Annotated in this window: 20 protein-coding genes; 19 read left to right on the top strand and 1 reads right to left on the bottom strand. The window is 48.0% G+C overall.

The features are described from left to right. The 5 genes from HUF13_RS06040 to bioB all read left to right on the top strand — a co-directional run. On the top strand, positions 1-1,267 hold a 1,267-nt coding region (locus HUF13_RS06040; RefSeq protein ID WP_173474283.1), incomplete at its 5' end, for a sulfate adenylyltransferase. Between the two features lie 249 nt (positions 1,268-1,516). Beyond that, positions 1,517-2,536, top strand: a complete 1,020-nt coding sequence (locus HUF13_RS06035) for a hypothetical protein (protein WP_173474282.1) — start codon at positions 1,517-1,519, stop codon at positions 2,534-2,536. Positions 2,537-2,653: 117 nt separating this feature from the next. Beyond that, on the top strand, positions 2,654-3,673 hold the full coding sequence (locus tag HUF13_RS06030; protein ID WP_173474281.1) for a sulfate ABC transporter substrate-binding protein: 1,020 nt from the start codon (positions 2,654-2,656) through the stop codon (positions 3,671-3,673). 86 nt (positions 3,674-3,759) lie between these two features. Then, positions 3,760-4,362, top strand: coding sequence for a LysE family transporter (locus HUF13_RS06025; protein ID WP_304038870.1), 603 nt, complete (start codon positions 3,760-3,762; stop codon positions 4,360-4,362). A gap of 69 nt (positions 4,363-4,431) precedes the next feature. Next, entirely contained in the window at positions 4,432-5,397 is a 966-nt protein-coding gene (gene bioB, locus HUF13_RS06020) for a biotin synthase BioB (protein ID WP_173474280.1), read from the top strand. Here bioB and HUF13_RS06015 read toward each other — a convergent pair. Then, positions 5,394-6,398, bottom strand: a complete 1,005-nt coding sequence (locus HUF13_RS06015; RefSeq protein WP_173474279.1) for a DsrE/DsrF/DrsH-like family protein — start codon at positions 6,396-6,398, stop codon at positions 5,394-5,396. The genes bioB and HUF13_RS06015 overlap by 4 nt on opposite strands. A gap of 189 nt (positions 6,399-6,587) precedes the next feature. Between HUF13_RS06015 and HUF13_RS06010 the strand changes: the two genes are divergently transcribed. The 14 genes from HUF13_RS06010 (at position 6,588) to HUF13_RS05945 (ending at position 19,423) form a co-directional block, all read left to right on the top strand. Further along, entirely contained in the window at positions 6,588-7,103 is a 516-nt protein-coding gene (locus tag HUF13_RS06010) for a DUF6803 family protein (RefSeq protein ID WP_173474278.1), read from the top strand. 94 nt (positions 7,104-7,197) lie between these two features. Next, positions 7,198-8,031 carry a sulfate ABC transporter permease subunit CysT gene (cysT, locus tag HUF13_RS06005; RefSeq protein ID WP_173474277.1) on the top strand — a complete coding sequence of 278 codons (834 nt, stop codon included), beginning with the start codon at positions 7,198-7,200 and terminating at the stop codon, positions 8,029-8,031. Then, positions 8,031-8,864, top strand: coding sequence for a sulfate ABC transporter permease subunit CysW (cysW, locus tag HUF13_RS06000; RefSeq protein WP_173474276.1), 834 nt, complete (start codon positions 8,031-8,033; stop codon positions 8,862-8,864). Before cysT ends, cysW begins: the two co-directional genes overlap by 1 nt. An 8-nt stretch (positions 8,865-8,872) precedes the next feature. Next, entirely contained in the window at positions 8,873-9,931 is a 1,059-nt protein-coding gene (locus tag HUF13_RS05995) for a sulfate/molybdate ABC transporter ATP-binding protein (protein WP_173474275.1), read from the top strand. 105 nt (positions 9,932-10,036) lie between these two features. Next, entirely contained in the window at positions 10,037-10,903 is an 867-nt protein-coding gene (locus HUF13_RS05990) for a 4Fe-4S binding protein (RefSeq protein ID WP_173474274.1), read from the top strand. Between the two features lie 257 nt (positions 10,904-11,160). After that, entirely contained in the window at positions 11,161-12,387 is a 1,227-nt protein-coding gene (locus tag HUF13_RS05985; protein ID WP_173474273.1) for an O-acetylhomoserine aminocarboxypropyltransferase/cysteine synthase family protein, read from the top strand. 27 nt (positions 12,388-12,414) lie between these two features. Beyond that, on the top strand, positions 12,415-12,666 hold the full coding sequence (locus tag HUF13_RS05980) for a sulfurtransferase TusA family protein (protein WP_173474272.1): 252 nt from the start codon (positions 12,415-12,417) through the stop codon (positions 12,664-12,666). A gap of 41 nt (positions 12,667-12,707) precedes the next feature. Further along, positions 12,708-12,914, top strand: a complete 207-nt coding sequence (gene thiS / locus HUF13_RS05975) for a sulfur carrier protein ThiS (RefSeq protein ID WP_173474271.1) — start codon at positions 12,708-12,710, stop codon at positions 12,912-12,914. After that, a complete protein-coding gene (gene thiF, locus HUF13_RS05970) occupies positions 12,914-13,723 on the top strand; it encodes a thiazole biosynthesis adenylyltransferase ThiF (RefSeq protein WP_173474270.1) in 810 nt (269 codons plus the stop codon). The genes thiS and thiF overlap by 1 nt, the downstream gene beginning before the upstream one ends. Positions 13,724-13,883: 160 nt before the next feature. Next, positions 13,884-14,294, top strand: coding sequence for a M67 family metallopeptidase (locus HUF13_RS05965; protein ID WP_173474269.1), 411 nt, complete (start codon positions 13,884-13,886; stop codon positions 14,292-14,294). Between the two features lie 112 nt (positions 14,295-14,406). Further along, positions 14,407-14,799, top strand: coding sequence for a Mov34/MPN/PAD-1 family protein (locus HUF13_RS05960; RefSeq protein ID WP_173474268.1), 393 nt, complete (start codon positions 14,407-14,409; stop codon positions 14,797-14,799). A 335-nt stretch (positions 14,800-15,134) separates the two neighbouring features. After that, positions 15,135-16,601 carry a molybdopterin-synthase adenylyltransferase MoeB gene (gene moeB / locus HUF13_RS05955; protein WP_173474267.1) on the top strand — a complete coding sequence of 489 codons (1,467 nt, stop codon included), beginning with the start codon at positions 15,135-15,137 and terminating at the stop codon, positions 16,599-16,601. Positions 16,602-16,731: 130 nt separating this feature from the next. Further along, positions 16,732-17,694, top strand: a complete 963-nt coding sequence (locus HUF13_RS05950) for a family 2A encapsulin nanocompartment shell protein (protein WP_173474266.1) — start codon at positions 16,732-16,734, stop codon at positions 17,692-17,694. Then, positions 17,681-19,423: a SufS family cysteine desulfurase gene (locus tag HUF13_RS05945; RefSeq protein ID WP_173474265.1), complete on the top strand. Its 1,743-nt coding sequence runs from the start codon at positions 17,681-17,683 to the stop codon at positions 19,421-19,423. Before HUF13_RS05950 ends, HUF13_RS05945 begins: the two co-directional genes overlap by 14 nt. Positions 19,424-19,514 lie beyond the last annotated feature (91 nt).

The following is a 19,514-nucleotide window of genomic DNA, read 5'->3' as shown; positions in this document are numbered from 1 at the left end:
CTTTGCCGTGAACAAGATGGATCTTGTGGGCTACAGCGAAGATGTATTCAACAAAATCAAGGTACAAATCGCAGAACTTGCACAGACTCATTCCCTGAGCAACATACAAGTTATTCCGCTTTCGGCAACAGAAGGCGACAACGTTACCATCAAATCGAAAAACATTGCATGGTATCAAGGCCCCGCATTGCTTGAATACCTTGAAAATGTCGATACATCAAGCTCTGCACTAGAAAAGGGATTTTACATGCCCGTGCAGCGAGTGAGCCGCCCCGACCGTACATTCCGTGGATTTCAAGGACAGATTGAATCCGGAACGATTCGCGTCGGAGATGTCATCAAGTCTCTTCCGAGCTACGAGAAAGCATCCGTCAAAAGCATTCTCTACACAAACAAGAATGTCGAAGAAGCACACGCTGGCGAGCCAGTCACAATTTCGCTTGACCGAGAAGTTGATGTATCGAGAGGTTGCGTACTCGCTAGGGATGCAAGCATCGGTAGCTACAAGAAAATCAAGGCGTCGCTTTTGTGGATGGATGATGAGCCGCTTTCGCTAGGCAAAGATTACCTCGTCAAAATCGGGACAAAGATTATTCCTGGAACACTCACGAAAATTGACTACGCCATTGAGGTGAACACGGGCACACACTTGGAAGTGGAAAGTATTTCCAAGAACGGAATTGCCGTCTGCGAACTCGTTTTTGCCGAAGCCATTGTCGTTGATCTTTTCGAAAAGCACAAGACGCTCGGCGAACTCATTCTCATTGACATCGTAACGCATGCTACAGCCGCTTGCGGCGTTGTTGAAGGGCTCTACGAAAAGCAACTTCAATCCAACGAAAAAGCAGCCTTTGTACAAGGCGAGCGTCATGGCCGCGGAGAAATCTTCGAAGAATTCTTCTACGATACTGCAACGCTTTCTGTGGTAAAACAGCAGCCCGTCAAGCAGCACTACACCGTGGGTGACGAGATCCCCACCGTAGGCGAAAGCTACCACTATCCCGACGACTTCGACATCATCATCTTGCGTGACAGAGTCGCCGTCAAGGTTCGCGGCAAGCGCATTGCAGAAATCACCACGGCAGACGATTACCGCTATGGGAACGTTCCCGTCATCAACGGACGCGGCTTTGAAATCAAAGTCCATTCCGATGAAGACGTGAAGCAGTTACTTAGCGAATACGAAAAAGCAGGAATCGCAGGCCATGAAGAATTCTTCCGCAAGTGGGCTTCATTTAACACATACCGCAAAGTCGTATTGCATTAACTTTTTTGCATATAGTACCTAGCGCCATTCTTTGGTCACTCGCCTCGGAATGGCGTTTCTTTTTTACGCACAAATTACTTTATACAGATTTAAACGAATAAATTCTAATTAATTTACAATAATAACAAAAAACAATAACTCCGCATAAAAATTTAGTATTGGACAAAGAGAAAAACGCGTTCTATATTTTGCCGCACAAAAAAAACAATAAACAATACAACAATAAAAACAATAACAAGGAGTCTACGAATGAACCAGACAATATCTAAGATCTTGATTACTACAGCACTGGTATCATCCATTTGCTCTGCTGCAGAATCTACCAAGGAAAGCACATTCAAGCTGACAGGAAATGTCCAGGCACAAGCCATCAAAGCACTTTACGACAACGATGCCGACAACACGCTCGACAATTCTTTCTTGCGTGCAAATATTGGAGCAAAGTACGACTCCGAAAATCTTAGCGCCGTAATTAACTTGCGCATTTTCAGCCCGGCTTTCGGCAACACGATTGAAGGTAAGAACTACGACAAGATTTCCGCAGATACTTACTACGCCAACTACAAGTGGAATACCGAATACGGCAAGTTCAATCTTCAATTCGGTCGTTTCCGTACTGACTGGAGCGTTGGCGGCAACTTCGGTACTTATGTCGATGTAGCCCTCAACAAGCGTGGATTCCTCGCCCGCGATTACCAACATGACGCCTTTGCTTTTGGTCACGAAAATGGCATTTCCACATTCAATGCGTTGCTCGGCACTTACGACGCCAAATTCAATACGGGTTATATCCGCCTTGAAGAAACGCTTAAGTTCGGCGATGCCAAGGTGAGTGCCGCATACCGCGTGAACGCACTCGACCCAATCCAACATACAGCACAGGTGACACACCGTGTTGCAAGCCGCGCAAGCTACTACTTTCAAAAGAACTTTGGCATTTACGGTGAAGTCGCTTTAATCGCTACCGGCGATAGCGAAAATCTTAAGGCCTCTAACGGCATCAAGTCTGAATACGCCCAAGATTCACGATACATTCCATTCTTCGTCGGTTTTGAAATTCCGACTGCAGGTTTCTTGAGCAATCTGTACGCAGAATTGGAATACCTCTCTAACCGAGATGAATTGCAGGCCGATGCAGATGGAATCGCTTGGACTGTAAGTTTCATCAAGAAAATCAACGATTATTCTAAAATCCAAGTGAACGTCTATAGCGAAAAAAAGGCTTCCGACGTTGCTCTCGCAGCAAGATTCACAGCATCTCTCAAATAACTCCAAACACACACCGAGCGCACTCAGCGCAGCATAACAGCTTCTTTGATCCATTTCGCTGAGGGCGTTTCTTTAAAAAACAAATCACAACATTTAAAATAAAAAGAGGTTTATAACATGAATTTCAAAAAACTTACCATTGCATCCATCGCTCTTCTCTCCCTTGCTTTCACAGCCTGCTCTTCTTCTGAAGAAAAGCACGAACACGGCAAGCAGACTCTCACCAACGTTTCTTACGATCCGACCCGCGAACTTTACGCAAACTACAATGTGGCTTTCGCCAAGCATTGGAAGGAAAAGACCGGCAAGGACGTAGAAATCACGCAGTCCCATGGCGGTTCCGGTAAGCAGGCCTTGGAAGTTGCAAACGGCCTCGAAGCTGACGTTGTCACACTCGCTCTCGAATTTGACGTAAACGCTGTTCGCGATGCAGGACTCATTGAACCTGGTTGGGTCAAGGAATTCCCGCTGAACAGCTCTCCGTACACCTCCACCATCGTGTTCTTGGTGCGCAAGGGCAACCCGAAAAATCTCAAGGACTGGGGCGATCTCGTGAAGGACGGCATCGGTGTCATCACTCCGAACCCGAAAACTTCTGGTGGCGCTCGCTGGAACTACCTCGCCGCCTGGGCATGGGCAGAAAAACAGTACAACGGCAACGAAGCCAAGGTCAAGGAATTCGTAAAGAAGCTCTACAAAAATGTTCTCGTACTCGCTTCTGGCGCTCGCGGCTCCACGACGACATTCATCGAAAACGGCCAGGGTGACGTTTTGCTCGCTTGGGAAAACGAAGCATTCCTCTCGCTCAAGGACTACCCCAAAGACTACGAAATTGTCATCCCCAGCGTGAGCATTTTGGCTGAACCGTCTGTCGCAATTGTGGACAAGGTTGTTGACAAGCGTGGCACCCGCGAACTCGCTACCGAATACTTGAACTACCTCTACTCTGATGAAGGCCAGCACATTGCCGCAAAGAATCACTACCGTCCGTCCAACAAGGCCATTCTTGACCAGTACAAGGAATTTGACCAGAACGTGAACTTGATTGACATCAGCTACTTCGGCGGCTGGGACAAGGCTCAGGGCACGCACTTCTCCAACGGTGGCATTTTCGACCAGATCTACGAAAAGAAGTAATCCGGTCTAATCAATTCTTCTTGTAAAAACCGAGCGCTCTCAACCCTTGCTAACGCAATCGTTGGGAGCGTTTTTGAGTTACATCAATGATACCCACCGAACTCATTCCTTCATTTTTATTTTACGCATTCATTTCAGGAATTACGCCAGGTCCAGCCAACCTGAGTTCACTTTCCGTTGCATTAAGCTACGGGAAAAAGAGCGCTATCCGTCAATGGTATGGCATATTTACGGGTTACACTATTGTTTCCATAGGATCTGTATTTGTGTGCTATTTTATCGGAACAGCTTTTGAAAAGTACGTTCGAACGCTTTCCTTCATAGGATTGCTTTACATGGTATGGCTTGCATTTAAGCAATTCAAAGAAGCATTTACGCCACAGGAATCCCTCGAAAACGATGCAGGGAAAGGCAAGTTTACAACCGGCATTCTAATCCAACTCACGAATGTCAAAATCATGATTTATTGCATAACGGCAATATCAATTTATTCACTCCCCTACAACAAGGATTTTTTCTCGATCTTTTTGTGCGGTCTCATCTTGCCATTGACTGGGCCTATATGCAACTTGGCGTGGATTTGTGCAGGTATTTTCTTGAGAAAAATTTTTGGCAAATACAGCAAATCTATCAATATTCTTATGGGACTCTCGCTTCTTTTTTGCGCCGCGAGCATCATAATGATATAGTCTTTTGACAAGTTGGCATAATCATACTATCTTTGCGTTTCAAAATCCTACTATTTATATAGGTATATTATGTTTTTTCCTACGGCTGAAAATACTTCTTTAACAAAAAATGACGCTCTTGAAATACTTGATTTACAAGGCGACGCCCTCAACAATCTTATAGAAGAAGCATACCGATTAAGAACAAAATACAAAGGCAACCGCGTCAACATCCAGTTGCTTACCAATGTCCGTAGCGGCAACTGTACGCAGAACTGCGCTTATTGTGCACAATCACGAGATTCCGAAGCCCCGATTGAAAAATACCGTTATGTCGAAGACAAGAAACTTTACGGCGACAACGATTTAGTTGACGAGTTCCATCTTTCTAGACATTGCATTGGCCTTAGCGGCATTCGCTTTGCGGATAGCGATATAGAAAGTCTCGCCGAACGAATCCGCAAAATGAAAAAAAACGATACGCAAATTTGCTGTTCCATCGGATTCTTGACCGAGCATCAAGCGAAAATGCTGAAAGAAGCGGGGCTTAACAGAATCAATCACAACTTGAATAGCAGCCGCCGTTTTTACCCAAGCATTTGCACCACACACACTTACCAGGAACGTATCGACAATTTGCGAATGTTGAAACACATCGGCTTTGAGATATGCTCCGGTGGCATCATTGGTATGGGCGAAACGAAAGAAGATGTCGTGGACATGCTTTTTGAATTGAAAGAAATCAATCCCGAATCCGTCCCTATCAACTTTTTACTCCCGGTCAAAGGAACACGACTGGCCGAGCGCGATATTTCAACGCTGACTCCAGAATATTGCATCAAGGTTCTTTGCCTCGCGCGATTGATGTTACCGAAATCAGATATCCGTTGCGCAGCCGGTCGTGAAGTCTATTTCAAAGGTCACGAAAAAACGTTGTTTAAAATTGCCGATTCCATTTTCGCCTCCGGCTATTTAACCGAAGGCGGGCAAAGCCTTGAAGCCACGTTCCGCACGATTGAAGAAGCAGGATTTACGTGGCAAGTGGAAAGCGCTTAAATAAAATACGTCAAATCAGATTTTTCGGTGGAACCGAGCATTGTTGCGACTCCGCCGAGTTCAACGCCGTCGATTAATTCTTCGGCCTTGATGCCCATGAGTTCCATGGACATTTGGCAAGCGACAAACTTTACGCCTTTTTGCTGCGCGCTCTGGATCAGTTCTTCGAGCGATGAAACCCCGTTTTGCTTCATGACGGCTCGAATCATCTTGGCTCCAATGCCACCGAAATTCATGCGTGAAAGCCCTAGCTTTTTGGAACCTCGCGGCAACATCAAGCTAAACATTTTTCCGATGAGCGATTTTTTGACATGAACTTTTTCGGGTCTACGCAAAAGGCTCACGCCCCAAAAAGTAAAGAACATCGTGACCGGGCGTCCCATAGCCGCAGCACCATTTGCCATGATGAACGAAGCGATAGCCTTGTCCAAATCGCCGCTAAACACGACAAAAGTTTTGCCATGTTCGAATTCTCTTTTTTCGGGAGCGGGGGCATTTTTTTTCACGATGGACGCGTAAATAATTCCGTCTTTTTCGGTGAGTGATTTTAATTCGTTTCCGGTGTGTTGGCACCAAACTTCGACATCCGAGAGGAACGCTTTTTCATCCGCTTCGACTTGAATTTCGTCACCAATCAGAGCTTTTTTAACGATTTCATCAACTTTTACGATTGGACCTGGGCATTTCAAGCCCTTAGCATCGACAAAGTGCGCCTTAGGAACATCATCAAGGCCTCCTTCAATGTTGTACACTTCAAATTCCCTATCCGCAAGAATTTCTGCGACTTGTTCCGAGCGATCTCCTGTTGTGCAAAAAACATAAACAGGTTTTTCTTTGGGGATGGAATCTATCTTTTTAGAAAGTTCAAAAAATGGAATCTGGATCGCACCGTTCACAGGACGAACAATAGTTTCACTAGGTTCACGTACATCAAGAAGTGTTGAATTCTTTATATCTATCTTATGAAAATATTTTGCAGAAAAGTTCTTGACTTCGGGCATTAATTCACCTTGCTTTTTAAGTTCTAAAAATAATTTGTTGCAAATATAAAACCACTTTTCAAGAACGTCTAATACATTTTTCTAATCGTTCGCTATCAAAATTTTCAATAACAATTCTGCAGAATAGTTTTTTGTAGATTCATTAATAAAGAGGGAGCCAGTCAAACACAACAACAAAAAGGATACTATATGTACTCTACCCATTACATGGATTTGCTCATGCAAAACTCTCCTTGGAACCTCATCATCTTTATGGCAATTCCTGTCATTCTTGCCGAAACGATTGCCATTACGGATTTATTCCTGTTGCGCTCCCCAAACGTGCATCCAACACTTTCAAAAATCAACCGCATCGCCGGAATCCTTGCAGGACTTTCATTCGTTGGGATTATAGCCTACTTCATTCCGAATGTTGTAATTCCACTTGCATCCGCAGGAGAATTCAGAACATGGATTGATGTTGTGGCGATTGGCTCTTATATTCTTGCAGGCATTCCGATGATATTGCTTGCGTTGTTGAACTTGAAACTTCTGTTCCGTAAAGCAGGCGAAAACAAGCGCACGAACTGCGCCATTCTTTTGCTTGCCGCATTCCTCGTACTCTCACACATTGCGATGATTTTTGGAATGGTTGATCCGGGCATTGCCGGGTACTCTCCGAAGGCGGCAGCAACAGTAGAAATGCATCATCATCACCACCATTAACAATTACTTTATTTTAATACAAAAATTCTATAAAACGTGATACTTATTTAGTATTGGACATAGCGAATGACGCGTTCTATATTTAGCTCTACTTATGAAGAGAACAAATAGAAGTGTCATTCCTGGCTTCGGCCTAACAACCGGCATCACGCTCGCTATCTTAAGCGTCGTGGTGCTGATTCCGCTTGCGTCGCTGGTGGTGTTTTCGGCGCAAATGAGTTTTAGCGAGATTATTGAAACGATTACACGCGACAGAGTCTTGTCGAGTTTCAAGGTGAGTTTCGTGACGGCTTTTGTGGCGTCGCTTATCAATGCCGTGATGGGCGTTGTGCTTGCATGGGTACTGGTAAAATACACATTCCCGCTCAAGCGTTTGATCGACGGGATGATAGAACTTCCATTCGCCTTGCCGACAGCCGTAGCGGGTATCGCATTAACGGCACTTACCGCAGATACGGGGCTTATTGGCGGATTTTTCGCCAAGTTCGGCATCAAGATTGCATTTACGCAAATCGGCATTACGGTCGCGCTTGTGTTTATCGGCATCCCGTTTGTCGTTCGCGCAGTTCAACCGGTGCTTGAAAAGTTAGACCCCGCTTACGAAGAAGCCGCTGGCGTCTTGGGCGCATCTCGTAGCCGCATTTTTTGGAAAATCATTTTCCCGGAAATTGTTCCCGCCGCATTGACGGGCTTTGGCCTTGCATTCGGGCGTTGCTTGGGTGAATACGGTAGCGTCGTGTTTATCGCAGGCAACAAACCATTCGAAACAGAAATCGCCCCGCTCATCATCATGTCGGAATTGCAGGAATACGATTACTCCAGTGCTACAACGATTGCGCTCGTGATGCTCGTCGCCTCTTTCGTGACATTGTTCCTTGTCAACTTGATCCAGACAAGAAACACTAGAATTTTGAAGGGAGGAAATTAATGAATAAAGAGACAACATCCTCAAAAGTCGTCAAGTGGACTTTAATCAGTATCAGCATCATTTTCGTGGTGCTAATGCTTTTGCTCCCGCTGATTACGGTGATTACAGAAGCATTCAAGCAAGGTTTTGCCGTTTACGAAAAAGCGGTAACCGACAATTACACCGTCAAGGCGATTTGGCTCACGCTAGAAGCGACGCTGCTCGCCGTGCTCATCAACACGGTTTTCGGATTGAGTGCAGCGTGGTCGCTCACGAAATTCCAGTTCAAAGGCAAGAAGGTGCTTACGACACTGATTGACTTGCCGGTGACCGTTTCGCCAATTATCGCAGGTCTCATTTTCTTGCTCACATTCGGACGCCAAAGCCCGCTATTCCCGCTGCTGCAAAATTGGGACATCAAGATTGTATTTGCGGTTCCAGGAATTGTATTGGCAACGATTTTCGTGACCTTCCCGTTCATTTCGCGCGAGCTGATTCCCGTGCTCGAAGCCCGCGGAAACGACGAAGAAGAGGCCGCAGCGCTGATGGGAGCGAAGGGCTGGACGATTTTCCGCAAGATTACTTTCCCGCATATCAAATGGGCTTTTTTGTACGGCGTAGTGCTTTGTGCAGCCCGCGCCATGGGTGAATTCGGTGCCGTTTCGGTCATCTCCGGGCACCTGCGCGGAAAAACGAACACCCTCCCCTTGCATGTGGAAATTCTCTTCAACGAATTTCAGTACGTGCCTGCGTTTGCTGTGGCATCAATTCTCGTTATGCTCGCCATCCTCATCTTGATTGCAAGAAGTCTTATTGAATACAACGGGAAAAAGAAGGGTAAGGTTTCGCCTTAGGAGATTTTATGTACGTAGAACTGAAACATATCAACAAGCATTTTGGAAATTTCAAGGCCTCAGACGATGTATCCTTCGGTATCGAAAAGGGTAAGCTCATAGGCCTGTTGGGCCCAAGCGGTAGCGGCAAGACAACGATTCTCCGCATGATTGCGGGGCTCGAAACACCTGACAACGGCGACATCATCATTGACGGGAAAGTCATCAACAACGTTCCGGCAAGCAAGCGCGGCATCGGATTTGTATTCCAGAGCTACGCCTTGTTCCGCTACATGACCGTTTTCGAAAATATCGCTTTTGGGCTTCGCGTCCTCAAAAAATCCGAGAACGAAATCAAAGAACGCGTCGCAGAACTCGTCAAGCTGATTGGCCTTGAAGGTCTTGAAGGCCGCTATCCGAGCCAGCTTTCGGGCGGCCAGAGGCAGCGTGTCGCTTTTGCACGTGCGCTTGCGCCAAACCCGCAATTGCTTTTGCTCGATGAACCATTTGCCGCCATTGACGCCAAGGTGCGTCAGGAACTCCGCCATTGGCTTAAAGAAATGATAGCCAAGCTGGGCGTCACGAGCATTTTCGTCACCCACGACCAAGACGAAGCCATCGAAGTCGCTGACGAAATCATCATCATGAACAAGGGCCGCATTGATCAAATCGGGAAACCGCTTGATGTGTACAGCACTCCAAAGACCTCCTTTGTAGCCTCATTTTTTGGGCAACCCTCTATTTTCAAGGACTACAGCAAGTTCAATAGCTTTGATGAAATCGAAGGTGCAGAACAAGCAATCGTACGTCCTGAATTTGTCAAGGTCACCAAGAAAAACGAATCACAAAAATACGGAAAATCCGCCCAAGAAGGCGTCGTAACCGATGTTGCCTTCCGCGGAAGCGGCATCGAATTGACCGTTGCAGTAAATGGAGAAACACTTACAGCAAGGCGTAGCTTTGACGAGCCGAGCGTTTCTGTTGGTGAAAAAGTCGATGTATTCGTCTATCGCATTTTCGTAACCGCAGGTGACAACGCCTATTTGCTCGAGAACAAATCGCTCCGAGATCCTGTTGTCGTGATTTAACAATTACAGATAAAGTTCTACTATCAATCGTGATAAAAATTAAATATTGGACGAGTACAAAAGCGCGTTCTATATTTGTCCCCACAACTATGGAGAGTCTAAAACATGGCAGCAGATTACGCAACACTTAAAAAAGGCGGCTGGATGCGCCAAAAGCAGAAGAACAACTTCTCGCTGCGCGTACGCGTCGTTGGCGGAAACCTTACCGCAAAACAACTTGCAAAAATTGCCGAAGTCGCCGAGAAATATGGCGAAGGCTACGCTCACTTGACATCGAGACAGAGTGTCGAAATTCCGTTCATCAAGCTTGAAAACGTTGACGATGTGAAGAACGCCCTCGCCGAAGGTGGCGTAGAACCGGGCGTTTGCGGCCCCCGCGTCAGAACGATTACGGCTTGCCAAGGCGAAGCGGTTTGCCCGAGCGGCTGTATCGACACTTACGCTATCGCAAAAGAACTGGACGACCGCTACTTCGCTCGTGAACTCCCGCACAAGTTTAAATTCGGCGTGACCGGTTGCCAAAACAACTGCCTCAAAGCCGAAGAAAACGACGTGGGCATCAAGGGCGCAATCAAGGTGAAATGGCTCGAAAGTGCCTGCATCGGCTGTGGCGTTTGCGCTAAAGCCTGCCGCAGAAGCGCCATCCGTATCGAAAACAAAAAGGTCATCTTTGATGAATCCAAGTGCAACTATTGCGGTCGCTGCTACAAGTCCTGCCCCACGGACGCTTGGGAAGCAACGCATGGCTACATCATTTCGTTCGGCGGTCTTTTCGGCAATTCCATCAACAAGGGCGAAACCATCATTCCGTTCGTAGAAGACAAGCACAAGCTTCTTGAAATTTGCGATGCAGCCATTTCGTTCTTTGCCGAAAATGCAAATCCGGGCGAGCGCTTCAAATTCACCATCGACCGCATTGGTCATGATGTTTTTGCACAAAAAATCAAGGACGCTTACAACAACACCCCTTAATCGCAAGTCAAGTACATATTGTAGCCCGTTTGTTCTAGACGGGCTATTTTAACTTTTTTTATAAAATTTTTCTATAAGACCATAACTTTGTTCTTTATAGAAACAAAACCATAATTCCTTAATTTGACTAGGTTCAACCCTATATTTATTATAGGCTTTAACTATAAATCGCCATATAAATTTAGTATTGGACAATTACTAATTCACGTTCTATATTTGCCTACGAAAATTATAGGATTATGTACGGAGAATTTTGAATGGATTTTAATACCACGTTGTTGCATCATGGCTTTGGAAGTGAAAAAAATTCGGGATCTACGCTAACACCTATTTATCAGGTGAGCGCTTTTTCGCAGGAATCGGCCGAAAAACTCGAAGCCGTATTTAACAACAGAGCGCCAGGCTTTGCATACACGCGTATTGGAAACCCCACAACAGACTCCTTTGAACGCCGCGTTTCGTCACTCGAAAAAGGCATTGGCGCAGTCGCATGCTCTTCGGGCATGGCCGCTGTAACGCTTTCGCTCTTGAACATTTTGCAGGCTGGCGACGAAGTTATCGCAAGCGCCGGACTTTTTGGCGGCACGATCGATTTATTCCACGACTTGGAAGCATTCGGCATCAAGACACGCTTTGTCACGGAAGTCACGGCAGAAAGCGTCAGGCAGCAGCTGAACGAAAAGACGAAAGCCGTATTCACAGAACTTATCGGTAACCCGAAACTGAACGTTGTCGATTTGCAGAGCGTCGCTGACGTCGCCCACGAAAACGGCGTCCCGTTCATTGTCGATAGCACAACCGCCACCCCTTACCTTGTACGTCCTTTTGAATTCGGAGCCGACATCGTCGTGCATTCCTCTTCGAAGTACATCAACGGAAACGGCAGTGCCATCAGCGGCATTATCGTCGATAGCGGCAAATTCAAATGGGATCCGGCCCGATACAAGGGATTCGAAGAATACAAGCGCTTTGGCAAGTTCGCTTACCTCGCGAAGCTCCGCAATGGCATTTGGCGTAATATCGGCTGCTGTATCGCCCCCGCTACGGCATTCCTCAACTCCCTCGGACTCGAAACTCTCGGCCTCCGCATGGAACGCCTTTGCGATAACGCCTTGCAGCTCGCAGAATTTTTGCAGGGTTTTGAAGGCATCAAAGTCAACTACCCCGCTTTGAAAGGAAACCCCTATTACGACCTTGTTCAAAAGCAGTTTGGCGGCAGGGGCGGAGCCATCATTTCCATTGACGCAGGCTCCAAAGAAAGAGCTTTCAAACTCATCAACAGCTTGAAATATGCAACGATTGCCACGAACATCGGTGATTTGCGCACGCTCGTGATTCACCCGGAAAGCACCATCTTTACGCACGGCACCAAGGAACAAAAAGAAAATGCAGGCGTATTTGAAGGTTCCATCCGCATCAGCGTAGGCATCGAAGATATCGCCGACCTCAAGGAAGACTTTGAACAAGCGATAAAAAGTTTATAAACAATTAACGTACGGAGAAACAAAACAATGGCAGAACAAGAATTTAAAATCGATGATACCGTTGACGTCACTGACGTCAAATGCCCGACCACATTCGTGAAGGCTAAAGTCGCCCTCGAAGAGCTCGACGACGGCCAGATTCTCGCAGTGCGCCTCAACGACGGCGAACCGGTGCAGAATGTGCCGCGCAGCCTCAAGGAAGAAGGCCACGAGATCCTGAAGCTTAACGACAATCAGGACGGAACATTCACGCTGATCGTGAAAAAAGTCGGGGACTAACCCCTCTCTCAAAAAAGGAATTTCACACAAGGAGTTAAATAATGATTATTACCGTAGCTGGAAACAAGAAAGAATATAATGACGGTATCACCGTTGCTCAACTCATTGAACAAGAAAAGGTGGAAACGCCGCAATACGTGACCGTTTCGCTCAACGACGAATTTGTCGAAAACACCAATTTTGAAACAACCGCTCTCAAAGACGGCGACAACGTCGAATTCCTCTACTTCATGGGAGGTGGTCAGTAATGGCTTTTACTAACGAACAACTCGAACGCTATTCCCGCCACATCATCCTCAAGGAAGTCGGCGCAAAAGGCCAGAAGAAGCTTTTGAACGCCAAGGTGCTCGTCATCGGCGCCGGTGGCCTCGGTGCTCCAGTCGCCATGTACCTCGCCGCAGCAGGTGTTGGCACGATTGGTATTGCTGATGCCGATGTCGTTGACCTCTCCAATTTGCAGCGCCAGATTATCCACGCCACAAAGGATGTGGGCAAGCCCAAAGTGCAGTCCGCCAAGGAAACGATGGAAGCCATGAACCCGGATGTGAAGGTGATTACGTACCACACCTTCGTCACCAGCGAAAACATCATGGACCTCATCAAGGATTACGATTTCATCATCGATGGAACCGATAATTTCCCGGCTAAGTTCCTCATCAACGATGCATGCGTCATGGCCAAAAAGCCGTTCTCTCACGCGGGCATTATCCGCTTCCAAGGTCAGCTCATGACGTACGTTCCGGGCCAGGGCCCCTGCTACCGCTGCGTCTTCAAGGAACCCCCTCCGAAAGATGCCGTGCCGACCTGTAAGCAAGCAGGCGTTATTGGCGCTATGGGCGGTGTAATCGGCAGCCTCCAGGCCATGGAAGCCGTCAAATACATTCTCGGTGTCGGCAATTTGCTCACGGGCTACTTGCTCACCTACAATGCGCTCACGATGGAATTCCGCAAAATCAAGCTCCCAACCAAGACGGACGATTGCGCGGTTTGCGGCACCCACCCGAAGATTGACCATCTGATCGACTACGAACAAGCTGTGTGCGACTTGAAGCATTAGGAGCAATGAGCACGGACCTACGGTCCTCTGAGCTGTGAGCTATGAGTAAAAAACTCTTATGCTCACACCTCAAGGCTCAAAGCGAACCTATGAGCGACCTCATACCCCAAAGTGACCGAAGGGAACGACCTCACGCCTCATACCTAAAAAGGAATTTCATGTGATTACCTTATCTAAAGAAAACTACGAAAAAATCCTGGAGCATGCCCAGAAGAACCTGCCCGAAGAAGCTTGCGGGCTGATTGCAGGGCGCATCGATGGCGAAAACAAGCATATCGAAAAGGTTTATTTGCTCACCAATATCGACCATTCCAACGAACACTTTTCGCTGGATCCCAAGGAACACCTTGCCGCCATCAAGGACATGCGACAGAACGGTCTTTCCCCGCTCGGCAACTGGCATTCCCATCCAGAATCGCCATCTCGCCCCTCGGACGAAGACAAGCGCCTCGCTTTCGACAGCAAAGCAAGCTACTTGATCCTTTCGCTCATGGACCGTGCAAATCCGGTGCTCAATTCCTTCCACATCGAAGGCGTAAACGCCACGAACGAAGGTTTGGTGATAAAGTAATAAAAAAGCGCTTCGCGCATAGCGAAGACGCTCTTTAGAGTCTCCGTACAATGGTGTCCCCGGGATCCTTGTGAAATTCCGATTCCGGGGGCACTTCATGAGGAGAACCTCAATGGAACCCAAATTTAGTAAAATAGTTTCAACACAAATGGAATCCGCAGCAAAAAAAGCGTACCCGTGCGAATGCTGCGGCATTTTGGTTGGAAAAAAGTCCGAAAAAGGCGAAATCGAAGTGACCGAAATCCGCGAAGCTTCTAACCAGATTCAAGGCGGACAAGAAGCTACCCATTTCCGCATCGACCCACTAAATCTTTACTACATCGAACGCGAACTCGAAAGCAGCAATCTTGAAATCGTTGGTTTTTACCACTCTCACCCGGATTGCAAAGCCATCCTTTCGGATGAAGACCGCAAATATATGGTGCCGGGACTCGTTTACACCATCATGTCCGTAACCGCCCATGGCGTGGTGGATGTGAAAAGCTATACGCGAGATAGAGTCTAGTTCAAAGTAAACCGTGTACGGTGATTCTGGCTCGGAGGCCGGAATGAAAGCCAACACATCAAGCTCGGCACGCCCACGGAGGTGGGCATCCTTGAATAAAAATACGCGAGGATGACAAGTCGAGAAAAACTGTTCCGAGTACGCCTCTTTCCATATTTTTAAGCGAATTTACCGCCTTAATTATAGAATAAATCAATACCTCTACATAAAAAATAAGTATTGGACAAACACATTTTTGCGTTCTATATTTTGCTTCGAAAAATCCTACAAGTTTTGTGGGAAATTTTGTACGGAATAAACGATTTTAACACTTTTTATTGTACGGAGAAAAAAAAGTGAAAGTTTATATATCAGCAACACTCAGGAATTTCTTTGGGAAGAACTCCCAAGTAGAAGCCCCTGTCGATACCGTCAGGAAGGCTCTCGCATACTTAATCAGTACTTACCCGGAAGGCGAAAAAGTTCTTTACGACGACAATAAAAAGGTCAGGGACTTCATCCAAATTTACGTCAACAACAAGAAATTGACCGTTGAAACCATTTGGGACACCGCCCTTCCAGAAGAAACAGAAATTTTGCTTTTGCCCGCCATTGCTGGCGGCGCTCCGACCGACGCCCCCGTCGAGAGCTTGATTTCGGACGAAAAACGCAAGGCCGTTTCGTTCGACGATTCCGAAATTGAACGTTTCGGAAAGCACTTGATGCTCCGCGACATTGGCGTCAAAGGGCAAAAGCGCATCAAGGCTGCAAAAGTTGTTGTCGTAGGTGCTGGTGCGTTAGGCTCGCCCGTCATTCAGTACCTCGCAGCTGCAGGCGTTGGAACCATCAAGGTCATCGATTTTGATGAAGTCTCGCTGGAAAACTTGCAGAGCCAAGTTATTCACGGCACACGCGACCTCAAGCGTCCCAAAGTCGCATCTGCTAGGGACAAAGTCAAGAACATCAACAAGAACATCGACTTTATCGCCGAAAAAGAAGAACTCAAGGCATCTAACATTTGGGAACAAATCGAAGGTTACGATTTGGTTGTCGATTGCACGGACAATTATAAGGCCCGTTACTTGATCAACGACGCTTGCGCATTGCATGGCGTTCCAGTTGTATTCGGCGCGATTTACCAGTTCGAAGGCCAAGTCGGCGTATTCAATTTGGATGGCGGTCCTTGCTACCGTTGCCAATACCCGTCGCCACCCCCGTCAGGGCTCATCCCCTCTTGTGCCGAAGGCGGTGCCATCAGCCCGCTCCCGGGAATCGTGGGCAGCATCCAGGCTAACGAAGCGCTCAAGCTGATTTTGGGAATCGGCGAACACCTGAACGGAAAGCTATTGCACATCGACAGTTTGAATTTGTCTTCAAGAATCCTCAAAGTCGAAAGAAATTGCAACTGCCCGATTTGCGGAAATAACCCGACGATTACCGACGTCGAAGAAATCGACTACGAAGACCTTTGCGGATTGAAGACAAAGGATGAAGTTCCGGTGGAAGGATTCTCTCCAGAAGAACTCGCCAAGAAAATTGACAATGGCGATCCGATGACAATCATCGACGTGCGTGAACCGCATGAACGCGCGATTCTCCGCTTCCCGAACGCCATAGTCATCCCGATCGGACAACTTGTCCGTAGAATCAAGGAACTCGACCCGAACAAGGACACCGTCTTTGTCTGCAAGCAAGGCAAGCGTAGCGAGCTCGCCATCAACACCTTGCGCGAAGCGGGTTACACGGGTCCGCTTTACAACCTGAAAGGTGGCATTGACGCCATGAAAGACATCATGTTTACTCACGAAGGTGCATGGCTCTAAAACAAAGAATGTAAAACGTAATAACAACGTAAGAATGAAAAAGCCCCAATTTATTACATTTCCCTACTAGGAAAGTAGTTAATCTTATTACAATCCATCCAATTGCCACAAAACAAGAGAGGTACTCACAATGGCAAATGAAACAGAAAAGAATGTCGGCATCAACGCGCTTGGCGCAAAGGCTGCCTATAACCTTGCTAACGTCACCAAGACCAAGCCGCAATTTGCGTCTCTCACTCCGAAGTGGCTCACCAAGTTCCTTGAATTCAAGGGCCTGGAAACCGGTCTTTTCCGCGTGAACAAGGTAGTCGAAGGCCAGACACCGCTCGACGTTCTCTGCAGCGCCACCAAGAAGTCTGATATCATCCCGGAAGGCTACGTCGAATACGAAACCGAACCGCGTGAATACAAGCTCAACTCCATTTCCACGATCATCAACGTCAACACCGCCATCGAAGACGTTTACAGTTCCCCGTATGATCAGGTTCAGGAACAGCTCGGTCTCGCTATCGAATCTCTCCGCGAACGTCAGGAAAGCCAGCTCATCAACAACGATGACTACGGTCTCTTGAAGAACATTACTGACTCCCAGCGCATCCAGCCAATCCGCGCCGATGGCCGCCCCACACCGGACGATCTCGACGAACTCATCACGAAGGTTTGGAAGGAACCGTCCTTCTTCCTCGCTCACCCGCGTGCTATCGCAGCATTCGAACGCGAATGCACCCGCCGTGGCGTGCCGCCTGTCGTCGTAGATATCGCCGGTGGCAAGTTCCTCACCTGGCGCGGCATTCCTCTCATCCCGACCAACAAGCTCCTCGTTGACGGTGTGAAGGAACCGAAGTCCAAGGGTGGCAAGACCAACATCTTGCTCATCCGTACTGGCGAAGCCAAACGCGGCGTGATCGGTCTCTTCCAGGCTGGTCTCAAGAACGAACACTCTCGCGGCCTTTCTGTGCGTTTCCGCGGTATCGACAACAAGGGTGTCGCTTCTTACCTCCTTTCTCTCTACTGCTCTGCAGCAATCCTTTCCGACGACGCAATCGCAGTCCTTGAAGACGTAGAGGTTGGCGAATACTATGATTACGAATAATCCAGAAACCAGATCGCTGGAAGAACTCGCCGGAGTTCCCAATGCGGCTGAACTGGAGCAATTGGCTAACGCATATTTCCCTGATTTGACAGATAGCGCTTATGCCGCCCCCACAGCAGCACCCGAAGCACAGAATGCTTCTGCTGCACAGGGCGTAAGTGCCGCTCAGGGTGCCGCTGCCATCAACCAATCTCCAGCCTTTGACTGGGAACATCCGTTTGCGACTTACGGCGATCAGCCAGTGACCTCGGCACCGTTTACCTACGGCGGAAACGCTACAGACACTTGGCTCAACACCGTTGAAGCCCCTGCAGCACCTGAAGCGCAGTTTTTGCCGCAGCAGGGCGATATTTCTGTAACGCAAGCCCCGGCTAACGGATACTCTCCGAAAGTCGTTTCCAAGACTCAGGCCGCTCAGCAAGACCGCAAGGTGGACGCTCCGACTTCGCTCGGTGGCGATTCTGCTAAGGGCAACTCTGCAAATTCTGGCGCAAATTCCAGAAACGAATCGATCCGCATCGGTTCCAAGACGCTTGCCCAGATCCGTGCCGACTTCCCGATTCTTTCGAAGCAGATCAACGGTCATCCGCTGGTTTGGCTCGATAACGGTGCTACGACGCAGAGACCGCAGCAGGTCATTGACCGCCTCAAGTACTACTACGAAAATGAAAACTCGAACGTCCACCGTGGTGCGCACACGCTTGCCGCCGCTTCGACGGATGCTTACGAGAACGCCCGCGGCATTGTCCGTGACTTTATCGGCGCTCCGTCTGCACAAGAAATCGTTTTCGTCCGCGGTACCACCGAAGCCATTAACTTGGTTGCAAACGCCTACGTAAAGCCGACACTCCAGCCGGGCGATGAAATCATCGTCTCCATTTTGGAACACCACGCCAACATCGTTCCTTGGCAGCTCATTGCCGAAGAAACGGGTGCCGTGATCAAGGTGATTCCGTGCGATTCTACGGGTCAGCTCAAGCTCCACGACTACGAAGCTCTCTTTACAAAGAGAACCAAGTTCGTTTCCGTCACACACGTTTCGAACGTTCTCGGTACAGTCACCCCGATTGAAGAATTGATCGCCATCGCTCATAGACACGGCGTGAGAATCCTCATTGACGGTGCACAGTCTATTGCGCACATTCCGGTAAATGTTTCCGCCCTCGATGCAGACTTCTTCGTGTTCTCAGGACACAAGGTGTTCGCTCCGACAGGTATCGGTGTCGTTTACGGCAAGAAGGAATTGCTGGAAGCAGCCCGCCCCTACCATGGCGGTGGCAACATGATTGCCGACGTGACCTTCGAACGCACCATCTACAACGGAATTCCGAACAAGTTTGAAGCCGGTACCGGAAGCATCGCCGACGCTGTTGGCCTTGGCGAAGCCCTCAAGTACCTCTCCGAAATCGGAATGCCCTGCGTATTCAGATGGGAACATGAATTGTTGCAGTATGGCCTCAAGGAACTGAAGACCGTCAAGGGAATCCACCTTGTAGGAACCGCACTCAACAAGGCATCTGCGCTAGCCTTCAAGCTCGACGGATACTCCGACGAAGAAGTGGGCAAGAGACTCGACGCTTACGGCATCGCCGTCCGCACCGGGCATCACTGCGCACAACCTGTCTTACGCCATTTCGGATACGAAAGTACCGTGCGACCCACTCTCGCATTGTACAACTCGCCCGACGACATCGATGCACTCGTAAGAGCGTTGAAGACATTCGCGTGATAAATAGTGGTTAGTAAGCAGTGGTTAGTAAACAGGAATGTTTTCCTAACCACTAACCACCAACCACTAACCACTTTTCATTTTTACTTCG

This window comes from Fibrobacter succinogenes (genome assembly GCF_902779965.1).
Taxonomy (GTDB): domain Bacteria; phylum Fibrobacterota; class Fibrobacteria; order Fibrobacterales; family Fibrobacteraceae; genus Fibrobacter; species Fibrobacter succinogenes_F.
The sequence above is the reverse complement of the archived record's forward strand: the minus strand, read 5'-3'. Positions and strand labels throughout refer to the sequence as shown.

What these genes read in the sequence shown, in the direction of transcription:
- HUF13_RS05980 (WP_173474272.1), top strand. Translation starts at nt 12,415, where the DNA reads ATGGCAGAACAAGAATTTAAAATCGATGATACCGTTGACGTCACTGAC.
- bioB (WP_173474280.1), top strand. Translation starts at nt 4,432, where the DNA reads ATGTTTTTTCCTACGGCTGAAAATACTTCTTTAACAAAAAATGACGCT.
- cysW (WP_173474276.1), top strand. Translation starts at nt 8,031, where the DNA reads ATGAATAAAGAGACAACATCCTCAAAAGTCGTCAAGTGGACTTTAATC.
- HUF13_RS06030 (WP_173474281.1), top strand. Translation starts at nt 2,654, where the DNA reads ATGAATTTCAAAAAACTTACCATTGCATCCATCGCTCTTCTCTCCCTT.
- HUF13_RS05960 (WP_173474268.1), top strand. Translation starts at nt 14,407, where the DNA reads ATGGAACCCAAATTTAGTAAAATAGTTTCAACACAAATGGAATCCGCA.
- HUF13_RS06010 (WP_173474278.1), top strand. Translation starts at nt 6,588, where the DNA reads ATGTACTCTACCCATTACATGGATTTGCTCATGCAAAACTCTCCTTGG.
- HUF13_RS05985 (WP_173474273.1), top strand. Translation starts at nt 11,161, where the DNA reads ATGGATTTTAATACCACGTTGTTGCATCATGGCTTTGGAAGTGAAAAA.
- HUF13_RS06025 (WP_304038870.1), top strand. Translation starts at nt 3,760, where the DNA reads ATGATACCCACCGAACTCATTCCTTCATTTTTATTTTACGCATTCATT.
- HUF13_RS05995 (WP_173474275.1), top strand. Translation starts at nt 8,873, where the DNA reads ATGTACGTAGAACTGAAACATATCAACAAGCATTTTGGAAATTTCAAG.
- cysT (WP_173474277.1), top strand. Translation starts at nt 7,198, where the DNA reads ATGAAGAGAACAAATAGAAGTGTCATTCCTGGCTTCGGCCTAACAACC.
- HUF13_RS06035 (WP_173474282.1), top strand. Translation starts at nt 1,517, where the DNA reads ATGAACCAGACAATATCTAAGATCTTGATTACTACAGCACTGGTATCA.
- HUF13_RS05945 (WP_173474265.1), top strand. Translation starts at nt 17,681, where the DNA reads ATGATTACGAATAATCCAGAAACCAGATCGCTGGAAGAACTCGCCGGA.
- thiF (WP_173474270.1), top strand. Translation starts at nt 12,914, where the DNA reads ATGGCTTTTACTAACGAACAACTCGAACGCTATTCCCGCCACATCATC.
- HUF13_RS05950 (WP_173474266.1), top strand. Translation starts at nt 16,732, where the DNA reads ATGGCAAATGAAACAGAAAAGAATGTCGGCATCAACGCGCTTGGCGCA.
- thiS (WP_173474271.1), top strand. Translation starts at nt 12,708, where the DNA reads ATGATTATTACCGTAGCTGGAAACAAGAAAGAATATAATGACGGTATC.
- HUF13_RS05990 (WP_173474274.1), top strand. Translation starts at nt 10,037, where the DNA reads ATGGCAGCAGATTACGCAACACTTAAAAAAGGCGGCTGGATGCGCCAA.
- HUF13_RS06015 (WP_173474279.1), bottom strand. Translation starts at nt 6,398, where the DNA reads ATGCCCGAAGTCAAGAACTTTTCTGCAAAATATTTTCATAAGATAGAT.